General features: G+C 41.5%; 29 protein-coding genes. 19 read left to right on the top strand and 10 right to left on the bottom strand.

The genetic code is table 11. The features are described 5' to 3' along the window. Nucleotides 1-139 precede the first annotated feature (139 nt). A complete protein-coding gene (locus IM475_RS10815) occupies nt 140-538 on the bottom strand; it encodes a hypothetical protein (RefSeq protein WP_287727540.1) in 399 nt (132 codons plus the stop codon). A gap of 136 nt (nt 539-674) precedes the next feature. Here IM475_RS10815 and IM475_RS10810 point away from each other — a divergent pair, with 136 nt between their 5' ends. The 5 genes from IM475_RS10810 to IM475_RS10790 all read left to right on the top strand — a co-directional run bounded on the left by IM475_RS10810 (nt 675) and on the right by IM475_RS10790 (nt 2,766). Next, nucleotides 675-869, top strand: coding sequence for an NAD(P)H dehydrogenase subunit NdhS (locus IM475_RS10810; RefSeq protein ID WP_002759298.1), 195 nt, complete (start codon nt 675-677; stop codon nt 867-869). A gap of 2 nt (nt 870-871) precedes the next feature. Beyond that, entirely contained in the window at nt 872-1,546 is a 675-nt protein-coding gene (locus IM475_RS10805; protein ID WP_002759297.1) for an HAS-barrel domain-containing protein, read from the top strand. A 255-nt stretch (nt 1,547-1,801) separates the two neighbouring features. Further along, nucleotides 1,802-2,146, top strand: coding sequence for a hypothetical protein (locus IM475_RS10800; protein WP_104397709.1), 345 nt, complete (start codon nt 1,802-1,804; stop codon nt 2,144-2,146). A 126-nt stretch (nt 2,147-2,272) separates the two neighbouring features. Further along, nucleotides 2,273-2,488, top strand: a complete 216-nt coding sequence (locus IM475_RS10795; protein ID WP_287727539.1) for a hypothetical protein — start codon at nt 2,273-2,275, stop codon at nt 2,486-2,488. Further along, nucleotides 2,485-2,766, top strand: a complete 282-nt coding sequence (locus IM475_RS10790) for a type II toxin-antitoxin system RelE/ParE family toxin (RefSeq protein WP_287727538.1) — start codon at nt 2,485-2,487, stop codon at nt 2,764-2,766. The genes IM475_RS10795 and IM475_RS10790 overlap by 4 nt, the downstream gene beginning before the upstream one ends. Before the next feature lie 56 nt (nt 2,767-2,822). Here IM475_RS10790 and IM475_RS10785 read toward each other — a convergent pair whose 3' ends face one another. After that, the gene (locus IM475_RS10785; protein WP_052276313.1) at nt 2,823-3,158 is read right to left on the bottom strand and encodes a hypothetical protein; all 336 of its coding nucleotides are present in this window, start codon (nt 3,156-3,158) and stop codon (nt 2,823-2,825) included. Between the two features lie 189 nt (nt 3,159-3,347). On the opposite strand from IM475_RS10785, the gene IM475_RS10780 reads away from it, so the two are divergent. The 10 genes from IM475_RS10780 to IM475_RS10735 all read left to right on the top strand — a co-directional run bounded on the left by IM475_RS10780 (nt 3,348) and on the right by IM475_RS10735 (nt 12,252). After that, entirely contained in the window at nt 3,348-3,665 is a 318-nt protein-coding gene (locus IM475_RS10780) for a DUF4164 domain-containing protein (protein WP_287727537.1), read from the top strand. 315 nt (nt 3,666-3,980) lie between these two features. Next, nucleotides 3,981-4,205, top strand: a complete 225-nt coding sequence (locus IM475_RS10775) for a Calvin cycle protein CP12 (RefSeq protein ID WP_002792997.1) — start codon at nt 3,981-3,983, stop codon at nt 4,203-4,205. Nucleotides 4,206-4,380: 175 nt separating this feature from the next. Next, nucleotides 4,381-4,974: a DUF3177 family protein gene (locus IM475_RS10770; RefSeq protein ID WP_287727535.1), complete on the top strand. Its 594-nt coding sequence runs from the start codon at nt 4,381-4,383 to the stop codon at nt 4,972-4,974. A 32-nt stretch (nt 4,975-5,006) separates the two neighbouring features. Continuing rightward, on the top strand, nt 5,007-5,291 hold the full coding sequence (locus tag IM475_RS10765; RefSeq protein ID WP_287659809.1) for a DUF7734 family protein: 285 nt from the start codon (nt 5,007-5,009) through the stop codon (nt 5,289-5,291). A gap of 229 nt (nt 5,292-5,520) precedes the next feature. Further along, a complete protein-coding gene (gene egtD, locus IM475_RS10760; RefSeq protein ID WP_287727534.1) occupies nt 5,521-6,531 on the top strand; it encodes an L-histidine N(alpha)-methyltransferase in 1,011 nt (336 codons plus the stop codon). A gap of 40 nt (nt 6,532-6,571) precedes the next feature. After that, on the top strand, nt 6,572-7,927 hold the full coding sequence (gene ovoA / locus IM475_RS10755; protein ID WP_287727533.1) for a 5-histidylcysteine sulfoxide synthase: 1,356 nt from the start codon (nt 6,572-6,574) through the stop codon (nt 7,925-7,927). A gap of 235 nt (nt 7,928-8,162) precedes the next feature. Continuing rightward, a complete protein-coding gene (locus IM475_RS10750; protein ID WP_287727532.1) occupies nt 8,163-8,597 on the top strand; it encodes a VOC family protein in 435 nt (144 codons plus the stop codon). A gap of 135 nt (nt 8,598-8,732) precedes the next feature. Next, nucleotides 8,733-10,511: a S8 family peptidase gene (locus tag IM475_RS10745; RefSeq protein WP_287727530.1), complete on the top strand. Its 1,779-nt coding sequence runs from the start codon at nt 8,733-8,735 to the stop codon at nt 10,509-10,511. A 250-nt stretch (nt 10,512-10,761) separates the two neighbouring features. Then, on the top strand, nt 10,762-11,310 hold the full coding sequence (locus tag IM475_RS10740) for a response regulator (protein WP_287727529.1): 549 nt from the start codon (nt 10,762-10,764) through the stop codon (nt 11,308-11,310). Nucleotides 11,311-11,472: 162 nt separating this feature from the next. Continuing rightward, the gene (locus tag IM475_RS10735; RefSeq protein WP_287727528.1) at nt 11,473-12,252 is read left to right on the top strand and encodes a DUF1350 family protein; all 780 of its coding nucleotides are present in this window, start codon (nt 11,473-11,475) and stop codon (nt 12,250-12,252) included. On the opposite strand, the gene IM475_RS10730 is transcribed toward IM475_RS10735, so the two are convergent. The 5 genes from IM475_RS10730 to IM475_RS10715 form a co-directional block, all read right to left on the bottom strand. Next, the gene (locus tag IM475_RS10730) at nt 12,249-12,941 is read right to left on the bottom strand and encodes a Uma2 family endonuclease (protein WP_287727527.1); all 693 of its coding nucleotides are present in this window, start codon (nt 12,939-12,941) and stop codon (nt 12,249-12,251) included. The two genes, IM475_RS10735 and IM475_RS10730, sit on opposite strands and share 4 nt — an antisense overlap. 38 nt (nt 12,942-12,979) lie before the next feature. Then, the gene (locus IM475_RS10725) at nt 12,980-14,233 is read right to left on the bottom strand and encodes an FIST signal transduction protein (RefSeq protein ID WP_287727526.1); all 1,254 of its coding nucleotides are present in this window, start codon (nt 14,231-14,233) and stop codon (nt 12,980-12,982) included. Between the two features lie 153 nt (nt 14,234-14,386). After that, on the bottom strand, nt 14,387-14,641 hold the full coding sequence (locus IM475_RS10720; protein WP_079207481.1) for a SemiSWEET transporter: 255 nt from the start codon (nt 14,639-14,641) through the stop codon (nt 14,387-14,389). Nucleotides 14,642-14,644: 3 nt separating this feature from the next. Then, nucleotides 14,645-14,836, bottom strand: coding sequence for a hypothetical protein (locus IM475_RS23150; protein WP_502865591.1), 192 nt, complete (start codon nt 14,834-14,836; stop codon nt 14,645-14,647). A 10-nt stretch (nt 14,837-14,846) separates the two neighbouring features. Beyond that, nucleotides 14,847-15,347, bottom strand: a complete 501-nt coding sequence (locus IM475_RS10715) for a L,D-transpeptidase (RefSeq protein WP_287659795.1) — start codon at nt 15,345-15,347, stop codon at nt 14,847-14,849. 164 nt (nt 15,348-15,511) lie between these two features. On the opposite strand from IM475_RS10715, the gene IM475_RS10710 reads away from it, so the two are divergent. The 4 genes from IM475_RS10710 (at nt 15,512) to IM475_RS10695 (ending at nt 19,332) form a co-directional block, all read left to right on the top strand. Further along, entirely contained in the window at nt 15,512-16,387 is an 876-nt protein-coding gene (locus IM475_RS10710) for an ABC transporter ATP-binding protein (RefSeq protein ID WP_287727525.1), read from the top strand. Nucleotides 16,388-16,882: 495 nt separating this feature from the next. Next, on the top strand, nt 16,883-17,686 hold the full coding sequence (locus IM475_RS10705) for an ABC transporter permease (RefSeq protein ID WP_287659823.1): 804 nt from the start codon (nt 16,883-16,885) through the stop codon (nt 17,684-17,686). Beyond that, nucleotides 17,687-18,442, top strand: a complete 756-nt coding sequence (locus IM475_RS10700; RefSeq protein WP_287659792.1) for an ABC transporter ATP-binding protein — start codon at nt 17,687-17,689, stop codon at nt 18,440-18,442. A 458-nt stretch (nt 18,443-18,900) separates the two neighbouring features. Next, on the top strand, nt 18,901-19,332 hold the full coding sequence (locus IM475_RS10695; RefSeq protein WP_287659791.1) for a DUF4278 domain-containing protein: 432 nt from the start codon (nt 18,901-18,903) through the stop codon (nt 19,330-19,332). Between the two features lie 155 nt (nt 19,333-19,487). On the opposite strand, the gene IM475_RS10690 is transcribed toward IM475_RS10695, so the two are convergent. Genes IM475_RS10690 through IM475_RS10680 form a run of 3 tightly spaced genes read right to left on the bottom strand, consistent with a single transcriptional unit; the run spans nt 19,488 to nt 23,041 of the window. Continuing rightward, complete coding sequence (locus tag IM475_RS10690; RefSeq protein ID WP_287727524.1) at nt 19,488-21,002, bottom strand: thymidylate synthase; 1,515 nt, start codon at nt 21,000-21,002, stop codon at nt 19,488-19,490. A gap of 4 nt (nt 21,003-21,006) precedes the next feature. After that, nucleotides 21,007-21,630 carry a dTMP kinase gene (gene tmk / locus IM475_RS10685; RefSeq protein ID WP_287659788.1) on the bottom strand — a complete coding sequence of 208 codons (624 nt, stop codon included), beginning with the start codon at nt 21,628-21,630 and terminating at the stop codon, nt 21,007-21,009. 25 nt (nt 21,631-21,655) lie between these two features. Further along, on the bottom strand, nt 21,656-23,041 hold the full coding sequence (locus IM475_RS10680; protein WP_287727523.1) for a dihydrolipoyl dehydrogenase family protein: 1,386 nt from the start codon (nt 23,039-23,041) through the stop codon (nt 21,656-21,658). Between the last annotated feature and the right edge of the window lie 64 nt (nt 23,042-23,105).

Below are 23,105 nucleotides of genomic sequence, written 5' to 3'. Positions count from 1 at the left end.
GAAAAGTCCCCAAGCTCCCTCTCTGTCCAGCAATGTTCTAAAGTTGATAAATATCAATCTAACAAAAACTCAAAGCCTTATTGTACAAGCTTTACAAGCATAAGTTGTTGATAGTTTTGCATGACAGGTTCGGTAGAGCCTAAAAATTATTGTTGGAGTAGGTGGGGGATAACATTTTCATCACTCCGTAGATTCCTAACCCGACTAGGCCGCCAGCGATCGCCATAGAACCGGCACCAACAGCGAAAGCTGTACCTTTAACCGCGACTCCCACACCCCCAAAGGTAGAGTAGATACCGATTCCGCCAAGGCTTCCTATTCCCAAAGCTAACCCGACATTGTGATCGTTTGTTTCTAGTCCTTGCAGACTGGCATAAATTGCCGAACTTGTCAGGATGCCAATCCCCGTCATTCCCACTAAACCGACGCTTATACCGCCAAATCCGCCGACTAAGCCGATATTTCCCAGACAAGCAGATAAATTGGCTCCTGTGACTCCACCGATGGCGGGAATAACAAAATCGAGCTTTTTAGCCATATTTTTCCGAAATAATCAAGTTATTCATCGGGTTTCTCCTATAGAGTGTAGCCTAGTTTGGTATCGACGACCGACCCCCTGATAACTAATTTTTGATAAGCTAAGAGACAGTAATTATAATTTCGTCGTCAATCCTATGATTTTGCCAGGTAGTACCGTTCGAGTCACCAATCCCGATGATACCTACTATAAATTTGAAGGTTTAGCCCAGCGTTTAAGCGATGGGAAAGTGGCCGTTCTTTTTGAGGGGGGCAACTGGGATAAGTTAGTTACCTTTAATCTCTCGGAATTAGAAGAAGTAATTATTGCCCCCGCTAAAGGCAAAAAATAACCATGCGTCCACCCTTACCGCAATTGGCCACGGATAACCGCCATCCCGATCATATCGCCGAAGTTATCGAAACGACGACGACCGAGTTTTTAGCGCAATGTTTGGAACCAGAGGAGTTAAACTTTCCTTTTATGCCTGCTTTTGGTAGTTGGGTGAAAGCCTACGATGAAGAAACGGGTAATAAGATTTTTGGGATTGTCACCTTTGCCACCACTGCACCCATCGATTCGGTACATCGCGCTAGAGCTTTGGGGTTATCTTTGGCTGAATTGCGGGAACAACAGCCGCAAATTTTCGCTATGTTAAAAACGGAATTTCGGGCAACTATTGTCGGTTTTGAAACCCTGCCTGGACAATTTAATGGCAATGGTGCCGGGCGAGGTTATATCTATCAATATATTCCTCCCCGGCCTCCACAAATTCATCAGGCAGTTTATCAATGTGAGTCGTTAGAAGTGGTTTATTTTAGTGAACAATTAGACTTTTTACGAATTTTATTACAGGTCAAAAATACTCCCGTGGAAGCTTTGGCAGCTGCTTCTATCCGTCAGATGTATCAATTGCGTCAAGCTGATCGACAATGGTTAGTGAATGTAGGCAGACAGTTAAGTGTTTTACTTAAAGATGATTATGATCGCTTGCGTTATATTCTCAGTCAAATTCATATTAGTCCTTAGATGATTCGGCTCTCTTGGCGCTCTTAGAGTAGTGAAAATATCTTACTCTCTCTCTTTGTGTCCTTTGTGTCTTTGTGGTTAAGAAAAAAATCAGCAACCCTTGGCAATTTTCGGAAATGTCGGGAATGTTTCTAGATAACATTCTTTACCTGGTGAATACAGGTCAAGTTTCTGTTTTTTTGTCCTCTGGGTTGACTAGACAAAAAATGTCGATATAATAAATGGTTATGCGGTAACTCTCGCTGAATAAGGATAATGAGTATCAAGTTAAATATCGGGATATTATTTTTTGGGGTTTTCTTGTGGGGAGAGGCGGTTAAGGCACAGCTAGTTCCCACTAAGGGTTTATCTCCCTATGGTGAGTATCGTCAAGAAATCCTCAATTTAGGTTGGAAGCCAAAACCAAGTGTTGTTCCAGATTATGTACCAGGTTGGCCAGAAATTATTTGTGGAAACAGATTATGTAGTGCTACCTTTATTTCTCCCAATGGGAAACAAATTTTAACTTTATCTGTTTGGTTTGATGTTAAGCCTGGATACATAAATTATTATGTGGCTCCAGATTTTGATATTGTTGAAGTTGAGCAATCAATCCAATAGACCTCGACCTAATTTAACTTAGTGCGATCACCAATCTGTTAGGTGGGGTACTCGGAACGAAACCCAACATCATTTTTAGCCTTGATTGTAAATTCTAGATAGTTTAAGCGATCGCCCCTTAAGAAAATGGCAATACAAACAACCTTTGCAGAGATTTTAGAAGCAGCCGAGCGACTTCCCCTTGAAGATCAAGAAAATCTCATTCATATTTTACAGAATCGTCTTCGAGATCAAAAAAGAACAGAGTTGTTTAGAGATGTTCAAGAAGCTCAACAAGAATTTGCACAAGGTCAATGTCAACCCCTGACACCTGAACAAATCATGGAGGAAATCCTTTCGTGAATTTTGTTTTATTACGCTCGAATATATTTATTAGAAATGCTCGAAAAGTTGTGAAAAAACAGGCTTTTTTAGTTCAAAATATCCAAGAAACTTTAGCTTTATTATCCGTAGATCCATTTCAACCTCGATTAAGAACACACAAATTAAAAGGGGAGCTTAAAGACTCTTATGCTTGTAGTGTGGGCTATGATTTAAGAATTGTCTTTAAATTCGTTGAATATGAGCAGAAACAGGCAATTCTTTTAGAGTCAATTGGGACTCACGATCAAGTTTATTAGTGCGGATGATTATTGCGCTCAGTTTGGAGAAACCGAACCAGAATCAAGATAAAAACCTAAGATGCCTCATTAACAGATATTTCAGCTTTTTTGAGGGCAATTTGCCATTCTAAGTCGGCTATTTCTCGATCGAGTTCGGCAATTTCACTATTAACTTGCTTTAAATCGGCGATAATTTCTTGTTTACTGCGTTTTCTACCGTAGATAGCCAGTTCATCCTCTTGTAATTTCTCAAGGATAGAGTCTAGGGAAGCGGTTAAATCGGCCGAGGGACTATCCATAATACCTAAACGCATTAAGACCTGTACCGCTTTGACAACGTCTTGCTGATAAGCTTCTCTAGAAGGGTAATCTTGGGGGTTTTTGAGATTTAAAGCGTCAATGATATTCATATTCCATCTTATGAAGGTTAAATGCGAAACTGTGATTATGTCACATTTACATACCTCAAGTTTCTAATAAATTCCCTAACAGGGATTGCAATATCTTTTATTCTAGAGTAGAAATGCTCGACCGAGAAAATATTGATAGAGTATTGATAGGAGACTGGGAAAAATTCAACTTTAAGAGGATTGTCACTGATGACAGCAGTTACCGAGAATGATCTGAAAAGGTTAGAAGATTTAATCGTTAGCGGACAGAAGGCGATCGAATCCCGACTGACAGCGATCGAGTCCCGACTGACAAACCTAGAAAATGGACAGAAAGCGCTCGAAAACAGTTTAGGAGAAATTAAAGGGGATATTAAGGCCTTAGATGCCAAAGTTACGCGACTAGAAAAGCGGGTTGACGATCTCAACGCACGAGTCAACATTACCACCATTGGATTCCTTAGCATTGTCGGCATTTTGGTGACAGGAATGCTGACTATTGCCAGCAAAACAGTCTTTTTCCCCTAGTCCCTAGAATAACTTATTCGATCTGCGCCACCCTGTCTAAGGGAGCATCGAGACTGGTAAGACGGCCTAAATAAGTCGATATATGCTTCTGCTCGCTGTCTATCCTGGGGAGAAATCCCTGTGGCGTTTCTCCAGTGCGAAATCTGGGCTAAAAATTGGCCTAGTCAGGAAATCTTGATCTTAAATTCCCCAACAATTGCGCTAGGATCGGCTCAATAGCACAGGAAGGGCGATCGAGTGCGATAACCGATCCTGTGGTTTGAGAACGTGACTGTATAATTGTTAGAGTGTCAATAGATCAATTCCAGAGGAATCATGAGCAATATCCAAGATAAAATTCAAGAAGAGCTAGAAAACGCCAGAACCGTCTGTAGTACGGAAGGTGCCACCTCCGGCGAATGCGCCGCCGCTTGGGATGCGGTGGAAGAATTACAAGCAGAAGCAGCTCACCAACGTCAAGACCACCCCCAAAAAACCTACTTCGAAAAGTATTGTGATGATAATCCCGATGCCGCCGAGTGTCGCGTTTATGACGATTAATGGAGTCGGGCAGCGGTTTTTTCTCTCCTCACAGTAGAATCCTAGCTTTAGGGCGATCTCAGCTATAAAGAGATCGCCCCTCGTTTTTTTGTTTGTTGGTCAAGCTGTGGCCGATTTTAGCTGCTGCGTCCGAAGACAGTAAAATGTTGACAGTGTAATTATGTCTGAATAGTTTATGAATCAACTTTGGTTTCGTCCTCTCGTTTGGATAGATTATCGTTTAGCCGTCCTATTTACGGTGATTATTCCGGCAGTTTTGTTGATTTGGTCTTTATTTGCAAAAATCGAATCATTACAAAAATTGTTGATTATCTATTGGCGAGTGGCTAGTCTTTTGTTAATTACCGTATATTTAATGATCGCTTCCTGGCCGATTGGTTTTGTCACCAGTTTTTTAGCTAAGATTTTAATCCCGATTTCTCTCTGGTTTTGGGTGGATATTAACGATGAAATTAAAGATTTACCCGCTAGTCCGATTAAATTTGTCACTACTGCTTGGCGTTGGGCAGTAACTATCTATTCTCCTTTGGGTGCAATTTCTACCTTACCTTTTCTTTCCTGTGCTATGTCAGGGGAATTGCTAAATTCTCCCTATTGTCAGGTTTGGCAGGAAGCACCCTGGCAGTTTCGCGAGATTTTTCATTCAGAAGCTACTGCTAATGTTTTGGGCTTTTTTGGTTTAGTTGGTCTCTCTTTTTATACTCTCTATTTTGCCCATTTTCTTCTTATTCGCCTTGGCAAACAGGGACGTTCAGCTTTACAACAGTAAGTTTTTAGCTATCGATGATTAGCCATTTTTCTATGAATATTGGTCAACAACTCGAACAATATACCCTCAAAAATCCCCAGGAGGTTTTATTGGTGACTATTGCTGTGGATGGGGAGGAAGAAGAAATCTCTATTTTTAAGGGTTTTTCTAGTTCCCTTACCCGCAGCACCCCCTACGATCCCGATATTCCGCTCATTCCTGAAATCGCGACAATTATTAAGATAGATCGTCTTGCTAGTCCCTATCATCCCCTTAATCCTCGCTATATTCAAGAAAATCTTACTTTAGAGGAAATGCAGTCTTTACTGATTAATTAAACCAGTAATTTTACTTGAATAGCATCAGCTTACTGGCAATCAATTTAACAGCTTTTATTGAGTATCCAGAAACTTTGTCTATCTAGACAAGAGAGAAATTTTGCGGCATTTTAGTGGTAAGATTACCAGGGAATGATAATCTCTGCCAGTATTCAAGCTGTCAAAGTGGATTTCATCCTCGGTATCGATCGAGAACAATCAAAAAACTGGAAAATAATCTGGAGAATCTATGCAACTTAAACAATCTAACCAAGAACTGTTACAAATTGAGTATTTAGCCACCGCTGCTACGGGACAAAATATAGTTAGAGATGATGGCAAAGATGTGATTGAAGGATTAACTAAAACCCCCAAAAGTTTACCATCTAAATATTTTTATGATCGGCAAGGTTCGCAACTTTTTGAAGCAATCTGTCAATTGCCAGAATACTATCCCACTAGGACAGAAGCGGCTATTCTCCAAGAATATGCTCAAGAAATTGTCGCTTATACAGGAGCCTGCGAATTGATCGAATTAGGTAGTGGTAGTTCCACTAAAACTCGTCTGTTATTGGACGCTTATTATCAACAGCAAAAATCCTCTAAATATGTACCTATCGATGTTAGTGAAACTATTCTCAAAGCTAGTGCCATAGAATTACAAAAAGAATATCCTAATTTACCCATTCAGGGGTTAATTGGAACCTATGAACAGGCCTTAGCTTATTATCAAAATGCTTCCGATAATACCAGAATGATTTTTTTCTTGGGAAGTTCTATCGGTAATTTTTCTGCGGCTGAATGTGATAAATTCTTAGAAAAAATTGCCACTGTCCTAAAAGCTGGAGATTATTTTTTATTAGGGATTGATCTGCAAAAACCGGTGGCAATTTTAGAAGCAGCTTATAATGATGCTCAAGGGGTGACGGCCGCTTTTAATTTAAATATGCTTTCCCATTTAAATTGGCGTTTTCAAGCTGATTTTAATCTTGATTTATTTAGTCATCAAGCTATCTATAATCAAGAGCAATCTCAAATTGAAATGTATTTAATTTGTCAAAAAACTCACCAGGTTCATCTCAAAAAACTCGACTTAACAGTTAATTTTCAAGCGTCGGAAAGTATTTTAACGGAAATTTCGCGTAAATTCAACCTAGAAACTATGCAAAAAGACCTAGAGTCAAAGGGATTAAAACCGCTCAATGTTTTCACCGATCCTGAAAATTTATTTGGGTTAATTCTCTGTCAGTTATCCCTGTAATTAACGAAAAAATTATCATCAGTAATAGAGGCACAAAAACATGGAAAAGATTCAAGCACAGGCTCCTATCTCTCTAAGTAACTGTAGTCGAGAAAATATACTGGACTATTTTGAAAATGCTTGGCAATTAGAAGATATGCTGTTAAAAAGCATCATCAAAGAAGAAGCTTTTTATTGTAACCCTGACGATTTAAGAAATCCCCTCATCTTTTATTTAGGTCATGCTGCCGCTTTTTATCTAAATAAATTGCAGATAGTTAACCTATTAAAAAACAGCCCTAATCCTGACTATGAATTATTGTTTGGAGTGGGAGTAGATCCGGCAACTTCTGAAGAATTAAACTCCGCTATCGCCCATATTCAGTGGCCCGGGGTGGCGAAGGTTTGGGAATATCGTCAACAAGTCTATGAAATTGTGGTCGAAATAATTAAAAATGTACCCCTTAATCTTCCTATTCATCCGCAGCATTCTCTCTGGGCATTAATGATGGGAATTGAGCATCAGCGTGTTCACTTTGAAACATCTTCAATGTTACTCAGACAACTGCCCTTAGATTGTCTACAACGTCCTCAAGGTTGGCATTATGCCCCTTCTTTTGGTCAAGCTTATCCTAATCAAATGGTGGAGGTTTCTGGGGGAATAGTAGAAATTGGTAAACCCCAGGATTCTCCTGTTTATGGTTGGGACAACGAGTATGGTTATCGTCAAATTCAAGTTAACAATTTTCTGGTGAGTAAATATATGATTACCAACGGAGAATTTAAAGAATTTGTCCATAATGGTGGCTACGAAAATCCCAGTTATTGGGATGAGGAAGCTTGGCAATGGAAAAATCATTATCAAGTCAAGTATCCTAAATTTTGGCTGGTAGATGAGGGAGGAAATTATCAATATCGAGCCATGTTTGATGTTCTCGATTTACCTCTGGATTGGCCAGTAGAAGTTAACTATTATGAAGCGATCGCTTACTCTCGTTTTCAAGGTCAAGGAATACGTTTAATGACGGAAGCTGAGTGGAATTTAGTCACCTATGGCAATCAAAAAAATCGATGTTATAGCCTAGAAAACGATAACTTTGATGACTATAACCTCAATTTAAAATTCTGTTCTCCCACTCCCGTGGGAATGTTAAAAAATGCTGGTAATAAATCAGAAATTTATGATTTACGCGGTAACGTCTGGGAATGGCTAGAAGATGATTTTAATCCCTTAACTGACTTTCAACCCCATTACCTCTATGCTGACAATTCCACTCCTTTTTTTAATAGTCAACATAAAATGATGTTAGGAGGAGCTTGGGTGACTAACGGTACAGAAATCCTACCCTACTATCGCAATTGGTTTCGCCGGAATTTTTATCAACACGCTGGTTTTAGAATCGCACAAAGTCTTTAGGTAGGGTGTGGGGTGTGGGGTTTTACCGATTTTGAGGTGGTCAATTACCTAATTTTCAGGGAAAAAGTGCCTAAAATTTCCCCACCCGATTACTGCAAAGGCCAGCACTTTTTGATGTCTTGAGATTTATTCGGCCAATCCTAGGTAATGGCCAATTTCAAGAAAAAATTCCTGTAACAGTTGCCCCTCGATCGCTACAATGGAACCTAGTAGAATGCGGATAAACTCGATCGCCATGAATCAACCTGCAATTTTTCATCTCGCTATTCCGATTACCAATGTGTCCACCGCTAAAAGCTTTTACTGTGATGGTTTAGGTTGTTTAGCGGGAAGGGAAACCGAGAAAGCGATTATCTTAAATTTCTATGGTCATCAGGTAGTCGCTCACGTCACCGAAATGCCTCTTACTCCCCAAAATAGCATTTATCCTCGCCATTTTGGTCTAATTCTGCCGGATGCCAGCGATTGGGACAATCTTCTCGAAAAAGCACGAGTCAATCAACTAAAATTTTATCTCGAACCAAAAACTCGCTTTACTGGGGAGATAACCGAACATAAAACCTTTTTCCTGGAGGATCCTTTCTATAATCTCCTGGAATTTAAACATTATCGCCACTACGAAGCTATTTTTGCCAGTCGGGAATTAACAGCGATCGGCGATCGAGCTTAAAATAAACAACAGGTGACTTTTTTGTAACCGGTTAGTTCTATCTTTAACCGAGACAAAAATAGGGGAACTTCGATAAGCTTTTCTCATCAAAACTACAAAAACCTTAGCTGGTAATGATCAATTCTTAGGAAATCTATGAAAAAAATTTTATTGTTAACCCTATTTATTATCGGTCTAGGATTTGCTATTTTTAACTTTACCGGATTAGCAAATCGGGGCGAATATCAATCAATTTTAATCGACTTTAAAGACGATATACCCGTCAGCGTCCTCGATGAGCAGTTAAATGCTATCAACAAAAAAGCGGGAAAACCCACCAGTTTAAATAGTATCTTTTCCATTGATGAACATCTTTACACTGTTGATGGAGATAGCAAACTCCTGAAAACTCTCCGCAATTCCGACCTAAAAAAATACACCGAATCGATCGAAGCCGATTATATTTATCATGCTTTTATCGCCCCCAACGACCCCGACTATAGCAAACAGTGGAACCTAAGGGGAATTAACATCGAACGCGCTTGGGAAGAAAATCACGGTGAAGGGATCACCGTCGCCGTTATTGATACAGGTGTATTAATAGTTCCCGATCTGCGAGAAACCGAGTTTGTCGAAGGCTACGACTTCGTCAACGATCGCGGCAATGCCGAGGACGATAACGGTCACGGAACCCATGTAGCGGGAACAATTGCCCAATCGACCAATAATAACTACGGGGTGGCCGGCATCGCCTACAAAGCCAAAATTATGCCCCTCAAGGTGCTTTCCGGGACGGGTGGGGGAACCGTGGGAGATATTGCCGAAGCGATCCGTTTTGCCGTCGATAATAAAGCCGATGTCATCAATATGAGTTTAGGGGGTGGAGGCGAAACCCAAGTAATGAAAGAGGCGATCGAATATGCCTATAGTAAAGGTGTGGTAATCGTCGCCGCTGCCGGTAATGCCGATGATAATTCCGCCGCCTATCCCGCCCGTTTTCCGCACGTTATCGGCGTTTCTGCGGTAGATGCCTCCGGAAATAAAGCCCCCTATTCTAATTTCGGGGCCGGAATCGATATTGCTGCCCCAGGCGGCTCCGATACGGGTAAAATTATCCAAGAAACCATCGATCCGGCTAAGGGAGGGGAACCGGCGTTCCTCGGTTTTCAGGGAACCAGCATGGCAGCCCCTCACGTTGCCGGCGTGGTAGCTTTAATCAAGGCTGCGGGAATTAAAGAACCCAATGCAGTTTTAGAGGTTTTGCAACAGTCGGCCCGTAAGATCAATGATGATCCCTTTAATCATTTTGGGGCCGGACAATTAGACGCGGGCAATGCCCTACAATTGGCCCTGAAAGGACAGATTACTTTCCGGGATTTTTGGCGTTGGTTGCGCGATAACGGTTATCTCAATCCCCGTTTCTGGATTGATGGCGGTGCGGTGGCAGTTTTACCCAAAATGGCTATGGTTTTGGGTTCTTATCTGCTTGCTTGGTGGCTGAGAAGTTATTTTCCCTTCTCCTGGAACGGATTTTTGAATGCTGGTCTAATTTTTGGCAGTTCTGGCTTATTTTTCCTCAGAGGTCTTTATATCTTCGATTTACCCCAATGGCCTTTCCGAGTGATGGGGAGTTCTCTTTCCGACCTAGGAGGTGTTATTCAGGGAAGTTCTGCCCTTAATCCGCTTTTTGCTAGTGTTATCCTGCCCTTTGTCCTGATTGCTCTGCTTTTGAGTCATCCCCAAGCCAAATGGTTAGCAGTGGGGGTAACTTTAGCCATGGCGGTGACTTTAGGTATCAGTGCTGTTATCCATCCTACTCTGATCTGGTTAGGTTCTGGTACGATCGCTCAGGCATTTTTGGGCGTAAATGCGCTTTTATGTCTCAGTTTAGGTTATTTAGCCCTAAAAAGTGCTACTTCATCCCGATACGCTTAAACAGGGGTTACAATAGGACAACAAAGGTGATTTACCGATAAAAACCTCTTTGGTTTTGGTATCTTCCTTTTGTTTTGCATTGAGTTCTCCTACAACAGCAGCCTCGGACATTAACCGAGGTTTTTTCTTTATGGTGTATCTTAGTTTCTAAGGGTTTTTTGGGAATTCTCAATGCCTATGCCGAAAGTTTTCGCCAATATCCCCTCGAATCATCGAGTTTATCCATTGTCTCTTTTCTCAGGTGTCTATCGTGTCAAATCATAAAATTCTCGTTATCGATGACAGTAAAGTGATTAGGATGCGCGTTCGCGATATGTTACCAGAGGGTAACTTTGAATTTCTCGAAGCTAAAGACGGATTAGAGGGCTATAATCTCATCCGTACTGAAAACCCGAATTTGATTATTTTGGACTTCCTTCTCCCAAAAATGAGCGGTTGGGAGGTGTTTCAGCAAATTCAAAGCGAAGATAATCTCAAAAGTATCCCCCTAGTGTTAATGTCGGGACGGAAAGAGGAGGTAGTAGAGAAAATCCCCGAACCTTTCCAGCATTTTGCCTTTATTGAGAAGCCTTTCGACCAAAAACAATTGCTACAAGCGATTAAAGAAGCGATAGCCAAGGCAAAACAGTATTCTCCCAAACCAACAGTTTCTAGCCCGAAACTAGAGGAACTCACCGGGGATTATAGCACCGATATTCAGACTCTCCATGCCCAAATTGCCCAAATGCAAACAGAAATGGAAACTATCAAGAAACAAATGTCTCAATTAGTGGCTTTTATTAAGAAAAAACTGGACTAGAACTATTCCTACCGATTTTTTATAACTTGGGTAAGCAGTTATTCTTATCGGGCCGTGCTAATCTCTGGCTAATCTCCTATCCCTTTTAAACAAGATTTAGTATAATATGAAGTGGTATTTATTTAGTGAGTGACTAAGTTATTAATTAACTGATAACTAATTATGAATTGGCAAGAAATAGCAGGTAATTGGGTTTTTCTCCCTCGTCGTCCCCGGGGTATCATTCACTTTTTAGGTGGGGCATTTGTAGCGGCGGCCCCGAATATTACCTATCGTTGGTTATTAGAAAGTCTTGGCAATTCAGGATACGCTATTGTTGCGACTCCCTTTGTTAATACCCTCGATCACAAATCGATCGCCCGCACAGTTTTAAACCGTTTTGATAATATTATTGAACGTCTGCGCTGGAATCATAGTCTGTCCCAAGGTTATCTCCCCATCTACGGATTGGGTCACAGTATGGGGTGTAAACTACATTTATTAATCGGTAGTCTCTACGAAGTGGAACGGGCGGGAAATATCCTCATTTCCTTTAATAATTATCCCATTCGTCGAGCTATTCCCTTTATCGAACCTTTGCAAATTGACACCACTTTTAACCTCGAATTTACCCCTTCCCCCGAAGAAACAAACGAGTTAATTTTCCAAGATTATGCCATTCGTCGCAATCTTTTAATCCGTTTTCAAGACGACACGATCGATCAATCTCTGGTATTAAATCCCCTGCTAAAAAAACGCTTTAATGATTTAATTACCCTGCGAACTCTCCCGGGCAATCATCTCACTCCCTTGAGTCAAGATGTCAGTTGGCAAACCGGAGAAGTATTTACTCCCCTCGATGCGATCGGCCAATGGTTAAAACAGGGACTTGCCCGGGATAATTCCCGTCTCAAAGATGAGATTCTCCAGTGGTTAAATCCCGTCCTTCCGGCCTCTCGTTAGCTTTCCTCTAGATTAATCCCCATTGCCCGTAATTGCGCCTCTATGCGGGCTAATTTTGCCTCAGCCAATTCGGCCCGTTGGCGTTCCTGTTGGGCTTGCTGTTCGGCTAATTCAGCCTTTTGCTTGATTTCTAGGGTGGTCAAAAACCGGGAGCCATCGGGATAAAAAATAGCTAACTGGGGACTCTCCAGTTGAAAACGAATCTGTAGAAGCGGACTCTGCCAATTATCGAGCGCGGGAATCATCTCCAATTGATCACCCCTGCGCCACCAACCCTGTAGATAATTAGCATCGGGATCGTAGAGATAATATTCTTCTACGCCAAAACGCTGATAAAATTGCCATTTTCGGCGCATTTCCGCTTTAGTGTTGCCCGGAGAGAGAATTTCAAAGACTACCTGCGGCGCAATCTGGTTCTCTAACCATTGCTTATAGGAACCTCGATCGCCCTTGGGTCTGCCAAACACCACCATAGCATCCGGCGCTTGACAGGTTTTATTATCCCCCTCGACGGGATACCACAACAGATCGCCGGCGATAAACACATGGTCATTCTCTGCGAATAAACATTCGAGATTTTCCTTAATCGTCACAATCCAGCGAAATTGTTTGGTATTATCGGCCATCGGTTTACCGTCACTATCGGGATAGATAATCTCCGAGTCAGAGAAAGATATCGCTTTTACCATCGTTCTACTCCCTAGTGTACTAGCTATTTAGTATAGCGTTAAATTCCCTGACGAAAGAGGGCAAAAGCCGAGGTATAACCGTGTAAAAAAGTGCGACCGGCCACCGGCCCGATTTCTCCGTTGCAAAAGAAACCGGCGAGGGGAACATTGGCGAAATAACGCTGAAAAAGACCCGAATCAAAGTCCGGTTGTTCGTAGAGATTTTCCCCGCGACCGAGACAGGAAAAGATTAAAGCACCTAGTACCTCTGAACTAGCGAGTTTTTCTTGGGGAAAAGCTTGCAAAAGTAATTCTAAATCTAGGGCGGAAGTCTCGGCATCGCGCAGGTGAAATTGTACCCGCTGCCCCGGACGAACTCGATCGCCAATTGCGATCGCACCTTGGCGAGGATCTACTCCCAAAAGATTGCGAATTAAGAAATCCCCGGGCCGCAACTGCATTTTAAACTCATCCCTAGCAATACCGATAAAAAGGGAGTGTTGCGCTAATTCACGGTCTTTTTCCCTCAAGGAGGCAATTAAATCCCGCAGTAGATTTAAAGGTGGTTGCGGAGTCCCATCGGCCCCTTTACCGGTCATGGAGATGATAATATTGCGTTCTCCCTCACTCACCTGATAAATCGGTCCGATGGGACGACAACCCTGGGCGACGATAGTTTCGACGATAATATGGCCAGAAAGGGCGATTCCTACGGTTCCCTGACGATAGAGATAGCTATTACGCGGTTTTTGTTGATCGTGGTAGAATAGACCCCCAGAACGTTCAATCATGCCACCACTGACTAAACCGCCGATTTTGGCCGAACCGGGGTAGGCAAAATCCAAACCCTCTAACAGATCATTGATGCGACTGGAAAAAGGATCGGCTAAAAGGATAAATTGGGGATTTTTAGCCGCTTCTACCCCTAATAATTCTGTCCAACTAGAGGGGGAACTGTCGAGATCGGGCATTTCCGCCGCTTCGATATAGAAGGGCTGCACTTCCACATCGGGCAAATGGGCGACGGTGAGACTTAAAGCTGGACTCGCTTCGATTTCTCGCGCTTTTTCCCTCTCACCCATGCCGACAATCCCCGCCCCACCGCAGCCGATCAGCACAGGAACGGGGAGTTTATCCAAGATTAAGGGAACTAAACGGGGATAGTCGCTGGCATAGGCAGAAGAAATAAAAATTATGGCTAAATCTGCCGATCCAACTAACTTATCTGTCACTTTTTCCACTACCTCCGTCACCGCCGCTTCTAGGGAGGGACGGGTTGATAGGGCATTAATCCACTCGATGCGATCGCTCATGTTTCTTGACCCCAAATTTGGTCTCAATGGTCAAAGATGATCATCTTAACAATAAATTAACCTAAAAATCCTATCCGCGCCCCTAGATGTGGGGATAAATTGTAAAATTGTCATGACCTGAGCCAATAGGGACGCAGGGGATTGTCAGTTATTTTAATCATATTTAATCTTAAAATAGAGAATTGTCCCCGCTAAGATAAAAGTAACAAAATTAGCGACGATAATCGGTTTGCTGCTCACATAAATCCCGTAGATTAGCCAAAGAAAAACCCCCAGACAAAAGCAAATAAACATAGTTAGGGACAAGTCCTTAGCCGAACGATAACGCCAAGTTTTAATCACTTGGGGTAAAAAGGAGACAGTGGTTAATATTCCCGCCACGATCCCGATTAGTTCAATAATATTCACCGCTTATCCTCTTGGCTTAGTTTCTCTCATTTTAAACTGTTGACTATCTAAATTACGCCTGACTTGAAAGAGGGTGTAGGGTGTGGGGTGTGGGGTGTAGGGAAGGAAACCTCTTTCATCTGTGGGGGTGAAAATTTTTTCATCAGGACTGACGACCGACGACCGACTCCTAACCTCACCAACAAACTTTTTCAGCAGACCCTACTTATTGAGCGATTACTATCACTGAAGTGCCGATTTGTACCTTTTCAAATAAAGCCTTTATATCTCGATCGCGCATCCTAACGCAACCGTGGGAGACGGCCCGGCCGATGAGATTTTCTTGGGGTGTACCGTGAAAACCGATAAAATTCGCGCCATCGGTCCAAAATCCGATCCAACGCGCCCCTAAAGGGTTGTTTTTTCCCGATGGCACCAGTTGCCCGGTGAAAGGATGTTGCCAGACTGGTTCCCGCACCATCTGAATCACCCTAAATTGTCCCGTCGGGGTTTCCCAACCCCGACGACCGATCGCCACTGGGTAAGAAGCGATTATTTTCTGTCCTTGGTAAACAAAAACTCGTCTTTTTTTTAAATTTAGCAGCAAACGAGTTTCCGTTCGAGTTACCGTGGTTGCGGGAAGGGAATTCCCCAGACTAATCGGGGGATTGAGCAAAAATTCCCCTATTCCTAGACATAAACAGAGAATCGGCAGCAAAACTCGCATCTGATACCAGCAAAGTCAAAATTTTTTATCCGTATTCTAATCTGATTGTCAGGATCTCAAACCAAAGTCGATATGGTGAGTGCGGGAGGGAAAGATAAAATCGGAGTCGAGTTGGGCTAATTCGGTTACACTAATCCATAGCTGGAATATTAACTTTTGTAACTATGACCGCCGCTATTGCTCTCGATCGCGTTTCTAAAATCTATAACAATCTCCCAGTAGTTAACGAGCTTTCCTTTGCCATCGAAAAAGGGGAAATCTTTGGTTTACTCGGTCCCAACGGTGCGGGAAAATCGACGACAATCCGCATGATTATCACCCTAACCGAAGCAAGTCAAGGAGAAATCGCAGTGGCGGGGTATGATGTGAAAAAATACCGCGATCAGGTGAAAAGAAATATAGGGGTAGTCTTGCAACAGATTAGCGTTGATGGGGAATTAACCGTCTGGGAAAATATGGAATTTCACGGCCGGATGCACCATATCCCCAATCCCCAGAGACAGGAATTAATCGATCGCTATTTAGATTATGTCAGTTTAAGCGATCGAAAATCTGCCCTTGCCAAAACTCTTTCCGGAGGGATGAAACGACGTTTACAGATTGCTCGCGCTCTTCTTCACGAACCAAAAATACTCTTTCTCGATGAACCGACTGTCGGTTTAGACCCCCAAAATCGTCGTCGTTTGTGGGAAGTAATTCGCGATTTAAACCGGCAAGGAATGACAATTTTATTAACCACTCACTACATGGAAGAAGTGGAATTTCTCTGTCAGGATAACGCCACGGGAAACCCAGGCAGAATTGGCATTATGGACGCGGGCAAATTAATCGAATTAGGAACTCTAACGGATTTTCGCACTAAGTATGGCGAGGGCTTAGTTATCAAACAAGTTGGCGATAAAATCGATTATAAATTCTTCCCCACCGTGGCTGATGCCAATGCCTATCTCGACACTTTGAGCGATAAAACTGGAGTAATGTGTCGCCCTTCCAACCTCGAAGATATCTTTGTGGAACTCACGGGACATCAATTAGATTAAATTCTTGGTTTGGCTGTTAGGAAGTTGTTCAGTTATCGGTTTTTGACTCTGGTTTTTCTGAGATTAGCTGTGTTTAAATCGGCATTTCTTGACTTTTAAGCTAAGACGCATTTAAACCGCTTATTCTTAGATTATCCGAACCTCCCCCAATCGCTTTACTGTTGTCTTTTGCCTCTTGCCTCTTGCCTCGTCTCAACAAGCAATTTAAATTACGAACAGCTTATCTGATGTCTATTTTATTGGCAAACCTGCTAGAGTCTAGGTCAATTAGCTGAGGCTATCCCTAAAAACCGAGTTCAACCCTAAAAAAAGAAGTTTTTAGCGGTTTTTAAGCTTCTTGGGTCAGATAAATGGCCCAGGGAGGGAACTTTTTCCCGAGAGGGAAAGTCGTCGGGAACTGGATAAAAACTAGAGTCCCCTTTCGCTCGATAGACAAAATTGACGGTAATCGTTTAGAATAGAGCACTGAATACTGACGAGATGACAATTATCCCTATGACCGATCTCCAGACAAAAACTAGATGGTCAACAGCGCGGCGATATTACGAGTTGCTTAGTGTTTTAGTGGAACGTAATCTCAAGGGACGCTATCGGGGTTCTTTTCTGGGGGTTTACTGGTCCTTGTTAAATCCCCTGATTATGACTGCACTATACACGGCAATTTTCGGCACGGTTTTCGCCTCTTATTTTGATAATTCTATAGTTAACTATGTCCTAGCGGCTTTCACTGGTTTAGTAGTAATAAATTTTTTTAATGCTTCCACTAACCAAGCTTTACCTAGTATCGTTGGTAATGGCAGTATTCTAAATAAAATTCGTCTGCCGGTTAGCATTTTTCCCGTTTCCATGGTAGTGGCAAATATTTTTCAATTTGCTATTAGTATCTTTCCCCTTTTGGCTATAGTAACTCTCTGGAAATCTCAAAGTTTACTTAATGTAATTGCTCTGATTTTTCCCGTGATCGGTCTTTCTCTGGTTTGCACGGGAGTGGGTTTCTTTATCAGTACCCTCTACGTTTTCTTCAGAGACTTACCCTATTTTTACGAAATTGTTTGTTTTGTCGCTTGGATTAGCAGCCCGATTTTCTATCCCCCAGAAATTATTCCTCCTTCCGTACAACCATTCCTCCTATTAAACCCATTATTACCGGTAATCGAAAGCATTCGCCAATTGTCCCTTTCCCCCGGATTACCGGATTTTAGTTTGATTTTTCAATCTCTACTCGGTGGGATCATCATCTTAGGAATTGGTTGGACTTGCTTCCGACTCTGGCGACATTTATTTATGGATTTATTATAAATGACAGAAGTAATTCGACTCGATCAAGTGTCTCTCCAAAGACGTACTCAAGAAGAATTCTCCTACGATCTAAAAAGGACAATCTTCTCTATTCTTGAAGGTAAATATCGTCAACCGGCCAAAAAATTAGTTCTAGATGATATAGATTTAGTCATTAATTCTGGAGCAAAATTAGGTATCATTGGAGCTAATGGCGCAGGAAAATCTACTCTCTTAAAAGTCATTTGTGGTATTCTGGAACCGACAAAAGGACAGGTGAGAGTCAGGGGACAAATTGCCTCTCTAATTGAATTAGGAGCGGGTTTTGATCCAGATTTACCGGTAAAAGATAATATTATTCTCTATGGGGTAATGCTGGGATTTTCTCGTCAGGAAATGAAGGAAAAAACCAAAGACATCCTTGACTTTGCTGAGTTAGAAGAATATATGGGAGCGCCGGTGAAATCTCTTTCTTCCGGGATGGTGGCTCGTTTAGGATTTGCGATCGCCACGGAGGTTCACCCCGATATTCTTATTCTTGATGAAGTCCTTTCCGTCGGGGATGAAAGTTTTAAAAATAAGTGTAAACGACGTTTAAAAAAATTCTGGAATTCTAACGCTACTATTTTAGTAGTTTCCCACGATTTGACTTTAATTCAAGAGTCCTGTGACCAAGCAATTTGGCTGAATAAAGGCCAGTTGCAATCTCAGGGTACACCAGAAGATGTAATCAAGTTTTATTTGGATTCTGTACATCAAAATGAAGTTAATTTTTAATTAAGTAGGTAATCTCAATTAATTCTTAGATAGCCATAATTTATCTACGTTTGACTTAGTCGAAAACGCTGTAACAAAATAAAAAACCTCGGTGTCCAGCCGAGGTAGCGCTAAGTTATGTAGGAGAACTCAAGCAAATCTGTCAATGGGGCAAACCCAAACCCCGAAAACTTTTTTAAGCTAGTCAGCCCAGTTTTTTGCCGTTGTCTCGGACTCAAGGAATCATCTTCTGTCCTATACTCTTCGAGACAATCTGAACCGGCTTGCTGTCTTGGCTATTTTGCTTTAACTTTTAGTTCATGTAAATAAATGTAACAATATTTTTACGAATTGTAAAGAAGAATTGACAAAATAAAACTTATATGAAGTATAAGCTGAGTTAATATTTTTCGCCGATCGAAGCTAGGGAGGTAATATATAGGGAGATTGGTTCACTAGCATGACAAGGTGTACCCAGAATGTCCTATTTGTTTTTGTTACCACTGTTCACCGCTGCCTTGGCTGCCTATTTCTGGCAGCAGTCCAGTGATGAGATCGCTTATCTGGCCAGTGCCGCCACGGTAATTAGTTTAGTGTTGAGTCTGGTTTTGGCTCCTTGGCAGATTCAGCTATTAATTCTCTTGACAGTTGTGATTGTCGTCACCTTTTTATGGCAAGGACGAGAAGAGCAAAAGAATGTCCCCGTCCCCACTCCGGAAAGCGCCGGCGAGAAAAAGTATCGTGGTGCCACCTATATCGAGCCAACAGTCGCCGAAGCTCCTGTCAAGGAGCGAGGGGGTAAATATCGGGGTGCGGAGGTTAAAATCACCAATAATCCCACGGTGGCCAACCCAATTCGCTCCTCATCTCTCAAATATCGCGGCGCCGGTTCGGCAAACAAAGACCAGTAATCAGTAATCAGTAATCAGTTATCAGTTATCAGTAATCAGTTATCAGTAATCAGTTATCAGTAATCAGTTATCAGATTTGAGTTTTAATGAGATGCACCCCACTTCCCAATTCCCAATTCATAATTCATAATTCATAATTTATAATACCCACTTATCTACTGGTCTTGAATATAAAGCTGATTATTTTTGAGACAATTGTATGCCTTTTGTAACTCGATTCCCAGATAACCGATATGTTCGGGAATAATTGCGGGATTGGTAGCGGCAAGCTCGCGGATTAATTTGAGGGGATTTTTGCCTTGATAACAAGCGACAACTTCCCCACTGCCGGGGGTAGTTTGTTGGACAAGAATTTGTTCTTTTTCCACAGAAATCAAAAAGTTACCGCTAGGGTCAAAAAAGTCGCGCTGATTGACAATCTTATCGTACTGGGTGGCGATTAATCGTTCGACATTCTCCCAAGTATCATCGTATATATGGGCCGATTGACTAATAGTAATTAATGGACCCAAGGTTAAATTATACTGGGAGCGTTGATTGATTTCTTGGCAAATATGTTGCTGTAAAGCACGCAATCCCATGGCATTTGCTGGCCAAGCGGCAAACATATCATTACTTCTAAATATTGCGGTGAGAGACAATTCATTTTCCACCACTCGCACCCAAATATGATTTAAACAGGGACTACCTCCCTTTTCGTGGTCTTTCACATCCCAAAGGGACATAACTGCACTAGCTGCGTCAATTTCTGAGATTAATTTATTAATAACCTGTTCAATTTGGTCTCGTCCAAACCAAGAGCGCAATCTTTGACCGTAGGTGTATTTAACTCCTTGGTGTATAGGAGAATCATCGAGAATTTGTCCGATATATTCGGTAAGAAAAGCTCTATCTATAGGCAAATAATTAGGTTCAGGAAAATAAAAGTCTGGGGGTTCATCGGTGACAACGGCCATTAGGTCAATTAATTCTTGCCATTTACCATCATATCCTGTCGGTCTAATTGTGCCAGTGGTTTTAATCTTTTGGAGAATTTTTACCCAAGTTTCGGCAATAGTTTTTCCTTCAATGCGATGACCGTATCTTGTCCCGGGTAGGAGAGAAGGAAGATTTTCTGAGATAGGAAAGGTTAATGGTTCTCCCCAAGTTGGTAAGGGAGATTGTTCTGCATAATTTTTGACAGTTTCAATCGCTTCTGGGATGGATTTAACTGGTTGGTATTGAATTGATTGACGTAATTTTTCGAGAATTTCTCGGTCAATTTCTTTGTCAATATATCCAGTGGTAGAAGAATTAATTAGCCAACATTCTTTACCTGTGTCACTTTTTCCTAACTGGAATCCTTGACTAAAAAAATCTAGCAAACATTGACAGCTACCGGAGTTCTTATCTTCCTTAGTCGCGTTGAGAATAACTAAGTATCTAACGTGGGGATTTGCTATTAAGTTTCTCAGCAGGGGACTAATTCCTCTGGTGGGACTATAAAGATTACCAATCACCGCGTATTGGTCGGGATTTAAATGTTTAGCAAGGGACTGTTTTACTGTCCATCCCGTGATAATTGCTGTTTGGCCGTGACCGCAGATTAATTGATTGGGTTTATAGTGGGGTTGGTAGGTGAATTTTGTTAGTGAGCTTGTCGAACTAGGGGTGGTTTCTGTACTAAGCATGGATTTAAATTAATCGTTCAAGATAATTAATAATATTTCGGTGAAGGTTTTCTATTGTATCACTGCCATCCAGTTGTAAACAATTATCTTTATATTCTTTAAATATCTCGATAAACATCTGACGAACTTTCATTAATTTTTCTTGTTTTTCGTACACTTCTGTGATGGCTCTGTTTTTAATTCTTGCTAGAGAAATATCGGGAAGAACATCGATATAAATAACTAAATCTGGATTGGGAAAATGTTGATTTAACTGCCGAACAAAAGCAAATTCTTCGGGATTATTGCAATTGTAGGCCAGGGAGGAAAAATAATAACGAGTAGTGATAACGTGGGTTTGTTCTTGCTGAATAAGTTGAAAAACGCCATCGTGATCATTATATAAGTGATCATGGCGATCAGCTGCAAATAAATAGGCCATTTGTCGGTCAAATTTATTTTGATCTTGGATAGAAATAAGATTAGTTTGCATTATTTCTCGAATCAAACGACCGATGACTCCCTCGGAAGGTTCCGGACTTAAAACTGCTTTTTCCCCTCGCTTTAAAAAATATTCTTGTAAGAGTTTTGCTTGGGTACTTGTTCCCGATCCGTCAATACCTTCAAAGACAATAAACTTCGGTTTCATAATTTAATCTTCCTTCTCGATCTAATTATCTAAATAATTGTTTTAGCCAAGTTAACCAAGATTTTTTCGGGGGGATTAATTGCGTCATTTCTCCGATAATCTCTCCCATACTTCCCCAAGCATAAATATTTTTATTGAGGGATTGTATGGTTAAATTTTCTTGTAAAGCTAAACTGATAATACTAATCATTTCTGCTGCTTGATTACCGACTATTTGCGCTCCCAGTATTTTACCATCTTGTCGGTAGATTAATTGACAAAATCCCGTGGTTTCTCCCCAGATTTGCTGTGGGACTATATTTTTAATTGGATACTTGATCATCTTTACATCCTCACCATAGCTCTCCTGGGCTGCTTTTCCAGTTAAACCCACCCAAGCAATAGCAGGATCAAAAGCAATAAATGAGGGAATTTGCTCGGGATTAAAGTTAAATTTTTCTCCCGTGAGCAGATGCTTGACTAACCCAAAAGCGGCCCGGTGATTTAAAGTAGGATCGGGATAATTATTTCTGAGCAAATTTAGGGCATAAATGCGGGAATTATCGGTTTGTAATTGCTGATTAACCCTAATTAATCCCTCCTCTAGTTTAACTCCCACCCCGGCCAAATTTAATCCCTGTTCATTGACTTGATAATTACCGGCAAAAATGAGATCATCGACTTCGATAATACGATTGCCTAATTGTAACCATTTTTGACCCTCGATCGCTTTCACTTGACTAGGACAATAGCTGGGTAAAATCTTAATTCCTTCCGCTTCTAAAATAGCAGTAACTAAATGGGAGATTTCCCGATCAATATCCGGCAGTAGATAACTATCCTCGATAATTAAGCTAATTTCTTTCCCCAAACGTCGGAGAATTTGGGACAAACTCACAGCCATGCTGCTGTTACCAATAATCGCTAAATGTTGTCCTAAATTGTCTAAATTTGGCTCTTGCCAAAGGGTTTGAGCGGTAAAATAATTAACCTCATCTAAGCCGAAAATTTTCGGGACTTGCGGATAAAAACCAGTAGCGATAAGATAGTGTTTAGCCAACAATTGCCGACCGTTAACCACGAATCCTAAATGGGGCAGCCGGACAAATTCCCCCCCACCCAGGATCACATCTATTCCTTCCGTGGCTAATCTCGCTAAAGAATGATGTTTATTAATAGTTTTATCTACTTCCTCTAGCCATTGCCGCAACCGTTGCCATTGGGGATAAATGGTCGTTTCTTGCCAATGATTGAGCAGTTTATAGAGATGGATAATTTGGCTGTACCCCTTGCTAAAAATGTCCTCAGATGCCTCTAAATTGCCGCTAGAAGGCTGTTGCACTAAAGCCACCCTTTTTTTGAGGTGAACAGCCAACAAAGCCGCTTCTATCCCCGCAGGAGTGGCACCGATAATTACTAAGTCGTAAACCACAAATATTCGGTCGTCAGGAATCGGAAACTTAACACTTAAAACTCAAATCTGATAACTGATAACT

The sequence above is a fragment of the Microcystis sp. M061S2 genome (assembly GCF_020245605.1).
GTDB lineage: Bacteria > Cyanobacteriota > Cyanobacteriia > Cyanobacteriales > Microcystaceae > Microcystis.
The sequence above is the reverse complement of the archived record's forward strand: the minus strand, read 5'-3'. Positions and strand labels throughout refer to the sequence as shown.

Coding starts and splice junctions, on each gene's coding strand:
- IM475_RS10765 (WP_287659809.1), top strand. CDS start 5,007: ATGAATATTGGTCAACAACTCGAACAATATACCCTCAAAAATCCCCAG.
- IM475_RS10710 (WP_287727525.1), top strand. CDS start 15,512: ATGACCGCCGCTATTGCTCTCGATCGCGTTTCTAAAATCTATAACAAT.
- IM475_RS10780 (WP_287727537.1), top strand. CDS start 3,348: ATGACAGCAGTTACCGAGAATGATCTGAAAAGGTTAGAAGATTTAATC.
- ovoA (WP_287727533.1), top strand. CDS start 6,572: ATGGAAAAGATTCAAGCACAGGCTCCTATCTCTCTAAGTAACTGTAGT.
- IM475_RS10715 (WP_287659795.1), bottom strand. CDS start 15,347: ATGCGAGTTTTGCTGCCGATTCTCTGTTTATGTCTAGGAATAGGGGAA.
- IM475_RS10785 (WP_052276313.1), bottom strand. CDS start 3,158: ATGAATATCATTGACGCTTTAAATCTCAAAAACCCCCAAGATTACCCT.
- IM475_RS10775 (WP_002792997.1), top strand. CDS start 3,981: ATGAGCAATATCCAAGATAAAATTCAAGAAGAGCTAGAAAACGCCAGA.
- IM475_RS10690 (WP_287727524.1), bottom strand. CDS start 21,002: ATGCTTAGTACAGAAACCACCCCTAGTTCGACAAGCTCACTAACAAAA.
- IM475_RS10810 (WP_002759298.1), top strand. CDS start 675: ATGATTTTGCCAGGTAGTACCGTTCGAGTCACCAATCCCGATGATACC.
- IM475_RS10705 (WP_287659823.1), top strand. CDS start 16,883: ATGACCGATCTCCAGACAAAAACTAGATGGTCAACAGCGCGGCGATAT.
- IM475_RS10815 (WP_287727540.1), bottom strand. CDS start 538: ATGGCTAAAAAGCTCGATTTTGTTATTCCCGCCATCGGTGGAGTCACA.
- IM475_RS10805 (WP_002759297.1), top strand. CDS start 872: ATGCGTCCACCCTTACCGCAATTGGCCACGGATAACCGCCATCCCGAT.
- IM475_RS10725 (WP_287727526.1), bottom strand. CDS start 14,233: ATGAGCGATCGCATCGAGTGGATTAATGCCCTATCAACCCGTCCCTCC.
- IM475_RS10745 (WP_287727530.1), top strand. CDS start 8,733: ATGAAAAAAATTTTATTGTTAACCCTATTTATTATCGGTCTAGGATTT.
- tmk (WP_287659788.1), bottom strand. CDS start 21,630: ATGAAACCGAAGTTTATTGTCTTTGAAGGTATTGACGGATCGGGAACA.
- IM475_RS10795 (WP_287727539.1), top strand. CDS start 2,273: ATGGCAATACAAACAACCTTTGCAGAGATTTTAGAAGCAGCCGAGCGA.
- IM475_RS10695 (WP_287659791.1), top strand. CDS start 18,901: ATGTCCTATTTGTTTTTGTTACCACTGTTCACCGCTGCCTTGGCTGCC.
- egtD (WP_287727534.1), top strand. CDS start 5,521: ATGCAACTTAAACAATCTAACCAAGAACTGTTACAAATTGAGTATTTA.
- IM475_RS10700 (WP_287659792.1), top strand. CDS start 17,687: ATGACAGAAGTAATTCGACTCGATCAAGTGTCTCTCCAAAGACGTACT.
- IM475_RS10770 (WP_287727535.1), top strand. CDS start 4,381: ATGAATCAACTTTGGTTTCGTCCTCTCGTTTGGATAGATTATCGTTTA.
- IM475_RS10800 (WP_104397709.1), top strand. CDS start 1,802: ATGAGTATCAAGTTAAATATCGGGATATTATTTTTTGGGGTTTTCTTG.
- IM475_RS10750 (WP_287727532.1), top strand. CDS start 8,163: ATGAATCAACCTGCAATTTTTCATCTCGCTATTCCGATTACCAATGTG.
- IM475_RS10735 (WP_287727528.1), top strand. CDS start 11,473: ATGAATTGGCAAGAAATAGCAGGTAATTGGGTTTTTCTCCCTCGTCGT.
- IM475_RS10730 (WP_287727527.1), bottom strand. CDS start 12,941: ATGGTAAAAGCGATATCTTTCTCTGACTCGGAGATTATCTATCCCGAT.